The sequence below is a fragment of the Reella acinonychis genome (genome assembly GCF_052384575.1).
Classification (GTDB): Bacteria; Pseudomonadota; Gammaproteobacteria; order Enterobacterales; family Pasteurellaceae; genus JBQSUQ01.
Window position 1 is genome coordinate 79,093 of sequence record NZ_JBQSUQ010000012.1, and the last position, 8,833, is coordinate 87,925.

The 8,833-nt window shown below is 38.1% G+C and carries 10 protein-coding genes; 4 read left to right on the plus strand and 6 right to left on the minus strand.

Features of this window, described 5'->3' with window-relative positions; translation table 11 throughout:
- Positions 1-3 precede the first annotated feature (3 nt).
- Both ACT2CV_RS06240 and araD read left to right on the plus strand, forming a co-directional pair.
- Positions 4-864 carry an L-ribulose-5-phosphate 3-epimerase gene (locus tag ACT2CV_RS06240; protein ID WP_464972269.1) on the plus strand — a complete coding sequence of 287 codons (861 nt, stop codon included), beginning with the start codon at positions 4-6 and terminating at the stop codon, positions 862-864.
- A complete protein-coding gene (gene araD, locus ACT2CV_RS06245) occupies positions 858-1,550 on the plus strand; it encodes an L-ribulose-5-phosphate 4-epimerase (RefSeq protein ID WP_464972270.1) in 693 nt (230 codons plus the stop codon). The genes ACT2CV_RS06240 and araD overlap by 7 nt, the downstream gene beginning before the upstream one ends.
- Positions 1,551-1,644: 94 nt before the next feature.
- Here araD and ACT2CV_RS06250 read toward each other — a convergent pair whose 3' ends face one another.
- The 6 genes from ACT2CV_RS06250 to ACT2CV_RS06275 all read right to left on the minus strand — a co-directional run bounded on the left by ACT2CV_RS06250 (position 1,645) and on the right by ACT2CV_RS06275 (position 6,583).
- Positions 1,645-2,463 carry a pyridoxal phosphatase gene (locus ACT2CV_RS06250; RefSeq protein WP_464972271.1) on the minus strand — a complete coding sequence of 273 codons (819 nt, stop codon included), beginning with the start codon at positions 2,461-2,463 and terminating at the stop codon, positions 1,645-1,647.
- 66 nt (positions 2,464-2,529) lie between these two features.
- Positions 2,530-3,192 (minus strand): NAD(P)H-dependent oxidoreductase, encoded by a 663-nt coding sequence (locus ACT2CV_RS06255; protein WP_464972272.1) that lies wholly within the window; start codon positions 3,190-3,192, stop codon positions 2,530-2,532.
- Between the two features lie 74 nt (positions 3,193-3,266).
- Positions 3,267-3,848, minus strand: a complete 582-nt coding sequence (dolP, locus tag ACT2CV_RS06260) for a division/outer membrane stress-associated lipid-binding lipoprotein (protein WP_464972273.1) — start codon at positions 3,846-3,848, stop codon at positions 3,267-3,269.
- A 57-nt stretch (positions 3,849-3,905) separates the two neighbouring features.
- Positions 3,906-4,493, minus strand: a complete 588-nt coding sequence (locus ACT2CV_RS06265; RefSeq protein WP_464972274.1) for a D-sedoheptulose-7-phosphate isomerase — start codon at positions 4,491-4,493, stop codon at positions 3,906-3,908.
- Between the two features lies 1 nt (position 4,494).
- Positions 4,495-4,854 (minus strand): YraN family protein, encoded by a 360-nt coding sequence (locus ACT2CV_RS06270; RefSeq protein ID WP_464972275.1) that lies wholly within the window; start codon positions 4,852-4,854, stop codon positions 4,495-4,497.
- Position 4,855: 1 nt separating this feature from the next.
- Positions 4,856-6,583 (minus strand): penicillin-binding protein activator, encoded by a 1,728-nt coding sequence (locus ACT2CV_RS06275; RefSeq protein WP_464972276.1) that lies wholly within the window; start codon positions 6,581-6,583, stop codon positions 4,856-4,858.
- A gap of 73 nt (positions 6,584-6,656) precedes the next feature.
- Here ACT2CV_RS06275 and rsmI point away from each other — a divergent pair, with 73 nt between their 5' ends.
- Both rsmI and cra read left to right on the plus strand, forming a co-directional pair.
- A complete protein-coding gene (gene rsmI / locus ACT2CV_RS06280; protein WP_464972277.1) occupies positions 6,657-7,499 on the plus strand; it encodes a 16S rRNA (cytidine(1402)-2'-O)-methyltransferase in 843 nt (280 codons plus the stop codon).
- A 120-nt stretch (positions 7,500-7,619) separates the two neighbouring features.
- Positions 7,620-8,609 (plus strand): catabolite repressor/activator, encoded by a 990-nt coding sequence (gene cra / locus ACT2CV_RS06285; RefSeq protein WP_464972278.1) that lies wholly within the window; start codon positions 7,620-7,622, stop codon positions 8,607-8,609.
- The last annotated feature ends 224 nt before the right edge of the window (positions 8,610-8,833 follow it).

The following is an 8,833-nucleotide window of genomic DNA, read 5'->3' on the forward strand; positions in this document are numbered from 1 at the left end:
TTTGTGAGAAAACATAAATTAGGCATCTATGAGAAAGCCTTACCAAAAAATATCAGTTGGCAAGATCGCCTTTCTATTGCGAAAGCGTGTGGTTTTGACTTCGTTGAAATCTCAATTGATGAAACTGATGAACGTTTAGCACGTTTAGATTGGACGAAAAAAGAACGTTTAAAATTAGTGAAAGCGATTGTGAATACGGGCGTGACTATTCCGTCAATGTGTCTTTCTGGACATCGTCGTTTCCCATTTGGTAGCCGAGATGAAGCAACGCGTAAGAAAGCTTATGAAATTATGGAAAAAGCCATTCAGCTTGCTGTGGATTTGGGTATTCGTACAATCCAACTTGCTGGTTATGATGTATATTACGAAGAGCAAGATGAAGGCACAATTGAGCGTTTCCAACAAGGATTAGAATGGGCAGTTGAGCTTGCAGCAAGCAATCAAGTGACCATTGCAGTTGAGATTATGGATACCAAATTTATGAGTTCAATCTCTCGCTGGAAAAAATGGGACGATATTATCAAATCGCCTTGGTTTACCGTATATCCCGATTTAGGCAACCTTTCTGCATGGAACGACAATGTGGCAGAAGAGTTAAAATTAGGTATCGACAAAATTTCTGCTATCCACTTAAAAGATACATTTAAAGTGACAGAAACCTGTAAGGGTCAATTCCGCGATGTACCTTTTGGCGATGGTTGTGTTGATTTCGCATCTTGTTTTAAAACCTTAGCGGAATTAAATTACCGCGGTGCATTTTTAATTGAAATGTGGACAGAAAAAGCAGAAGAACCAATTGCGGAAATTATTAATGCACGCCGTTGGATTGAACAAAAAATGAAAGAGGGAGGTTTCCAATGTTAAAAGAATTGAGAGAACGTGTATTAAAAGCAAATCTTGAATTGCCAAAATATGGCTTAGTGACATTTACTTGGGGAAATGTCAGTGAAATTGATCCTGAAACAAGATTAGTGGCGATCAAACCATCTGGCGTGGAATATGATGTGATGACCGCTGATGATATTGTCATTGTTGATTTAGATGGCAACAGAGTATGGGGCGATAAAAAGCCTTCTTCAGATACACCTACGCACTTAGAGCTTTATCGTCAATTCCCTGAAATCGGTGGTGTAGTGCATACCCATTCACGCCATGCAGTGGGTTGGGCACAAGCGGGTGAAGATATTTTAGCGTTAGGCACAACACAGGGCGATTATTTCTACGGTTCTGTGCCTTGTACGCGCAAAATGACCCCAGAAGAAATTGCGGGCGAATATGAACTTGAAACAGGTAAAGTGATTGTAGAAACTTTCCGTAAACGCAATATCGATCCTAATATGGTGCCAGGCGTATTAGTTCATTCACATGGCCCGTTCACTTGGGGTAAAAATGGACATGATGCAGTGCATAATTCCGTTGTATTAGAAGAAGTGGCTTATATGAATTTCTGTAGCAAACTGATTCGTCCAAATGTGCAATCAATGCAACAAGAATTACTTGATAAGCATTATTTACGCAAACATGGTAAAAATGCTTATTACGGACAATAATTGTTGAGCGAACCAAGGGTATTATATAACTTTTGCAAAAAGTAAAATCTTAAGCAATAAAAAAGTGCGGTGGAATTCACCGCACTTTTCGTTTTTATATTGCTAAATATTCTGCAAGAACTTGGGCAATCCCATCTTCATTGTTGCTTAGCGTAACAAGTTTAGCTTGTTGCTTCACTTCGGGTTCAGCATTCCCCATTGCCACACCTAAACCCACAGCGGTGATCATTGAGGTGTCATTATGATTATCACCAAATGCGATAGCCTGTTGTGGCTCGATGTTCCACATTTTTAACAATTCAACTAATCGGGCACCTTTGGTATTACCTAAATTAGCAATATCGGCACGATCAAACCAAGACCATTCACAGCTAAATTCTTGTGGAGATAATTCGGCGAGAGCTTGTTCCATTAGCGATTTATCTGGGTGGCTGAGTACGCCTTTCCAAATAATTTCTTTGTTTTCAATCAGCGAATTCAGATTGTCTAACAGATTTAGTTTTGGGCGAATATTTTCTGGATAACTATTTGCCCATTGTGAGAATTTGGCCATATGAGGATTTAAGCTGGCAAAATTCATTTTATCTCGGGAATAAATTAATAAATGTAATTGATATTTTTCTGCTAAATCAATGAGTTGTTTTGCTTGTTGCAATGATAAAGGATTAGAAATCAGCACTTCGTCATTTTGCGGTTGATACAAATAGGTACCGTTACAACAAATCATTGGTGTATCTAAATTTAGCTCAACATAATAAGGATAAGTAGCAGTGTGGTGGCGACCTGTAACAAGCACCACTTTAATACCTTGCTCAATACAGCGTTGAATCGCTTGTTTACTTGAAGGTAAAATTTTTCCTTCACTATTTAATAAGGTACCGTCAAGATCAAAGGCAACAACTTTATAGTTCATTTTTTCTCCAATTTTATCTGTGATAAAAGTAATGACCGCTAAAGTGCGGTCATTTTTCATGATGTTTTATTCAATCCACTCAACTACTTCTTCAGTTGGCTTGCGGTATTTTTTAGTGATTTCTTTTGCTCTGTAACCGAAAGTCACCATGCAAGAAACGCCGTATTCATTTGGGTCAAACAAACCTTCTTCTGCGAGGATACGGTTTACTTCGTCATAGTTAAAGCCTTCAATTGGGCAACTATCAATACCAATTAGCGCGGCCCCTGTCATCATATTGCCTAAGGCAATATAGGTTTGTTTGCTGCACCAGTCAAATAAAGTGCGGTCATTTTCAAGCACTTTTATATCATTGATTTGGAAGCTTTGATAGCGCGCAATCGTCGCTTCCATTTGTTCCGCTGTTAAACCTCGTTTAGCTAAAGAAACGCGAAAGAATTCGCTATCGTAGCGTGCATTCTTTTTCGCTAATAAAACTACAATATGGCTTGCTTCAGCAATAGGATGTTTAATTCCCCAACAGACAGGATGAATTTTTTCGCGTAATGCTGGATTTTGTAAGACAATAAATTTCCAAGGTTCAGAGCCCACAGAGCTTGGTGAAAGTCGAGCCAATTCTAAAATATAATCCATATCTTCTCGGCTGATTTTTTTATTGATGTCATAGTAGCGGCAAGCTGCGCGATAATTGAATGCATCTAAAACCTGTTGTTTACTGATATTAAACATATATTCCCCTTTTAAATTCAAAAGTAAAAAAGAATAAACCGCACCTTAAAAGTGCGGTCTATTTTTGCTAAATTTTAGTTAAGGTATTTGAATACTTTAACCACTTTTTCAACACCAGATACATTGCGAGCGACTTCAGCAGCAGCATCAGCTTGTTCTTGTGTTACATTACCCATCAAGAACACTTCTTTGTTTTCGGTGACCACTTTAATATCGGTTGTCTTAACGGCTGAATTTAACAACATATCTGACTTAATTCTGGTTGTTATCCAACTGTCCTGTGATTTGCGACCAAATGAAATTGGCGTGCCTGTACGCATTTCATTATAAACATCATTCACACCTTCTACGCCTTGCGCCAATCCCGTTGCGACGGATTTCAAACTTTCATCAGGCACTTGACCTAATAGCAACACACGACCACTATAAGAAACCACAACCACACGACCTTCCGCTTTGATTTGCTCATCTTTGGTTACAGCATCATAAACTTTAAATTCGAGGGTTTCATCATCAAGTTGTGTCCCCATTGTGCGAGGATCGGTCCCTACTTTTGTTGCTACTGCAGCACCACCTAAACCTAAAGCGATACAACCTTGTAAAAGAAAAGTAGCACCTAATAACAGACTGATTTTCTTAAATGTTTTCATATTCATTGACCATTTCTCCTTCAATGTTTGTTTGCCTTAGTGTGTTGTGCTAGGGCTACTTTGTCAACTATTTTGTGTAAATAATTGGTGATCAATTAATTCACAAAATAAATTAATCATAAATAAATGGCTTTCTAAAATGCGGCTTTCTTTATTGCTAGGCACAGAAAGAGCCAAATCATTTTCACTTAATAAACCGCGCAAGTGGTGCGCATTATCACCCGTTAAAGCAATAATGGGGATTTCTTTGGTAAAGGCTTGATTGATTACATTGATAATCGGTAATTCATCACCAAAAGGAGAGAGAATAACTAAGATATCGCCCTGTTGTGCCACCGCGTTAAATTGGCGTTGTAATAATTGTTCCAATGGATTATCAAAAACAATGGCAGAACCCACCGCACTATCTAAATTTAGTAATACTGAAGGAAAGCTTGGGCGTTCTAATTCGTGGCGATTGAGTAAATTTGCCACAAGACATTGCGCATTAGCATAAGAACGACCAATACCACACACGATAATTTTATTACCACGCAGTAAGCAACTGACAAGATGTTGCGTTGCCACATTAAGTTGATTGGCGAGAGATTTTGACGTTGCAATTTGAATTTGAATATTTTCAGCAAAGAGATCGTTAATTTTGTTTAACATATTATTCAAGGAAATTAGGTAACCATTCAATTGAAGAGGGACTTTGTTCAAAGGTAATTAAATCAAAGCGACAATCTGCATCTTCTAAACTTTGTCCTTGTTGTGCGAGCCAAAGACTTGCCGCATCAAGCCATTTTTGTTGTTTACGCCAATCCACACTTTCAATAGCAGAGCCAAAATGATCATTTTTACGTTGGCGAACTTCCACAAACACCAAGGTTTCGCCATCTCGCATAATGAGATCCAACTCGCCACATTTAAATTGCTGATTAGCTGCGACAAATTGTAGCCCTTGATTTTCTAAAAAGAGGCGAGCTTGATATTCAAACTGCGCCCCTTGTTGACGTTTAGAAGAGAACATCTTAATTTTTTAAGGTGTGAATATTACCGTCTTGATATTGGAACCAAGTCATATCACGTTCAATATTGCAGTTTGGCCCCGCGCTTAATTTACCAGTTAAACCGCTCACTGAATAGCCTGGTACTTGGCGTAACTCATTGAATTGATTGATTAATAACCAAGCATCAGCTCCCATTGCATATAAACGCATTAAAGAATAATCACCGCCTGTTTGTGCTTCAATTTTTTTGTATTGCTCAGAATCAGTTTCTTTAAAGAATGGAATATCACTAAATTGTAATCCATTCATTTGTAAACGATATTCTGGTGTATTATTGGATGAATTAATGCGTGAACTTGCATAAAGTTTTAAATTTGGATTGACATTATCAATCACAGATTTAATTTCAGAAAGCTGTTCACTTAACGCAACGATATACATGGCTTGCGCTTCTTTTGATACCCCTTCTTCTAAAGCTAAGGCAATATCTTGTGCACTATTATAGAAACGAATATTCGCATCTGTGCCAGCTAGTTGTTGCCAACGTACAGTGAATGCATTACCTGTGCGTTGCCCTAAATCACTTTGTGGTACCATCACTAATGGTGAGCGAATACCATCATCCCACATTTTGTTTGCGGCTGATTCTGCTTCATCTTCTGGAGCTAATCCATAATAGCAAAGCTGGTTTACGGCACGAGCATTTGCTGTTGCATTTAATGCCAACACATTTAACCCTTGAATTGCATTTGGATTATTTAATACCGCATCCACATTGGCTTTTAACAATGGACCAACAACCGCTTTCGCGCCTGACATTTTGGCTTGTTCGATAATTGTCGGAATATCTTTATCTACCGTATCAATCACATCAACTTGAATATCAGCTGCATCACCTCGCGCGCTATCAAAACCTGATTTCACAGAATTGCCAATCACTTGAGCATTACCGCTTAATGGTAACAACAATGCTACTTTATTGATTTGCGTCTGTTGGAAATTAGACATGGTTTTGAGTTCAGTTGGGAACAAATAAGCTGCGCTATGATTTGGATAATTCGCTTTCCAAGTTTGTAATGCTTGGTTAAGTTGAGATGGATTATTCAAATTATCATTGTAAGCTTGTGCTAAGGCTAACCAACCACCTAAAGCTGCATTGCCTTCCGCTGAAGTGTTGCTAATAGTGCCTTTATTGGTGTTACGCAATAATGCCCAAGTGCGGTCAATATTTTCTTGTTTTCGTTGCACATCTGTGAGTAAGGCATCAATTTGAATACGCGCTTTAACCGCTTCAATCATATCGCGTTTATTTTCTGCCACACGAGAAACCACTTCATAATAACGTGCTTTTTGTGATGGGCTTAATAAAGCTAAATTGATTGAACTTAATTGGTTTTCTGCATTGCTATTTTTATTTTTAAGCGCAGAAATATGAGCTTCAATTAATGATTTATCTAATAATTGTTCTGGTGTTAAATCCACAAGTTCTGCTAATAAGGCTTCTGCTTGTGCAATTTTATTTTCAGTAACTAATACACGAGCTGCAAGTAATTTATAGGTTTGTTTATCTTCAAGATCCTGAGTTTGTTCTAATTTATTCATATAAAAATCAGAACTAGCATTGGCGTCGTTTTTTAATACTTCTGCAAAGTTGCTGCCAAATAGATTGGTACAGCCGGCTAACATCACAGGAAATAAAAGTGGCATTAAACGTTTTTTAAATTTAGTACCTTGTAATAGAATAGTCATAATTACTCCTCGTCAGAAAGATGGTAGGATCTTACTTCTCTCATCGATTAAAAGCAATAAAAGAAGACACAAAATGATGAATTCAGGCATTTTATATATAGTGGCAACGCCAATTGGCAACTTGCAAGATATTAGCCAGCGCGCTTTAGAAACCTTTGCACAAGTAGATTTAATTGCGGCGGAAGATACGCGTCACAGCGGTTTATTGTTGAGCCATTACGCGATTAAAAAGCCGTTTTTTGCTTTACACGATCATAATGAACAGCAAAAAGCGGATTTATTGGTAGAAAAACTGCAACAGGGGAGCCATATTGCGCTGATTTCTGATGCTGGCACGCCATTAATTAGCGATCCAGGTTTTCATTTGGTGAGAAAATGTCGTCAAGCAGGCATTAAAGTGGTGCCAGTGCCGGGTGCTTGTGCCGCTATTACTGCATTATGTGCTTCTGGTATTGCTTCAGATCGTTTTTGCTTCGAAGGTTTTTTACCTGCCAAGAGCAAAGCAAGACAAGATAAATTACAAAACTTAGTCAAAGAAGACCGCACTTTAATCTTCTATGAAAGTACCCATCGCATTTTGGATACCCTAGAAGATATAGAAAGCGTTTTTGGGGCAGAACGTTATGTTGTGCTTGCTCGCGAAATTACAAAAACATGGGAAACCATAACCGGCGATGCAGTTGGCCAATTACGTCAATGGTTGCAACAGGATGCGAATCGAACCAAAGGCGAAATGGTGTTGATTGTGGAAGGAAATACACAAAGGGCAGAGGAAGAATTTGAACCGAAAGCTATTAAAGCCTTACAACTGATAAGCCAAGAATTACCATTAAAAAAAGCAGCAGCAATTGTCGCTGAATTATATGGCTACAAAAAAAATGCCCTTTATCAATACGGGCTAGAACATTTTGACTAAAAAAGAAGATAAATTTTGCGATCCTGATCAAACTTCGGAAGATTTATACTTTATTTGTATTAAATGATCTGTTTATAATCGTTCCCCTCATTTTTATGGACGGAATGGTTAAGGATTAGGATGAAGTTAGATGAATTAGCAAAATTAGCGGGCGTATCACGCACAACAGCAAGCTATGTGGTCAATGGCAAAGCGAAACAATATCGCGTGAGCGATAAAACCATTGCTAAAGTCAACGCCTTAATTAAAGAGCATAACTTCAAACCTGATGCCCTTGCTGCCAGTTTAAGAGCTGGCAAAACCAATACTATCGGTTTAATCATTCCAGACTTTGAAAATATCAGCTACGCGCAAATCGCCAATCTATTAGAAAATCGTTGTCGCGAAAAAGGTTACCAATTATTAATCGGTTGCACCAACGACAACGCGCAAAATGAAATAGCCTGTGTTCAACAACTTCTACGTCGTAAAGTGGATGCCCTCATTGTGTCTAGCGCCTTAGCCTCTGATGATCCTTTTTATCAACAGCAGGCAGATAAAGTTTCCATCATTGGTTTCGACCGAAAAATTATGGTGGACAAGGTACAGAATGTATTAAGCAATGATGAACAAGACGCTTTTCGTCTAGCGGAAAATTTATTGCAAAACAACTATAATAACGTGTTATTCCTCGGTGCAGTGCCAGAATTAGCGACAAGCTGTGAACGAGAAAAAGGCTTTCGCCAAGCATTAAAAGCGCGGTCGATTTCTGCACAGTTTTTATATGCTGAACAATTCCACAAACAAAGTGCTGCCCAAATTATGCAACAATGGCTTGAGCACAATCCATTACCAGAAGCGATTTTTGTTACTTCTTTAACATTATTACGCGGCGTATTCCAAGCCTTGCTCGCCAAATACAAAGCCATTCCAAAACAATTAGCTATCGCGACATTTGGCAATCATGAAATGCTCGATTTATTAGAAAATAAAGTGATTTGCAGTGTACAACATCACGAAAAAATCGTGGAAAGCTTACTACAACTCACTTTTAGCCAACTAGATAATCAACCCATAAACCAACCAATCCAACCAATCGAACGAGATATCCAGTGCCGAAACTGTGGCTAGTTTAAAAAGTGCGGTGTAAAAAAGATAAATTTTTCTTCTCGAGGATATAAGATCAACAGAGATCCTCGTTTTTAGATTAAGCATCACCTATGCCAATAGGCGATGTAACCTGCCCTCTACCATCTTTATTATAAACAGGTATAATATAACCAATATTTATAAGGTTAAATGTCCTTTCTTTGACTTTTTTCTTTACTTTCAAATGGTTAAGGTTTAAAATTATG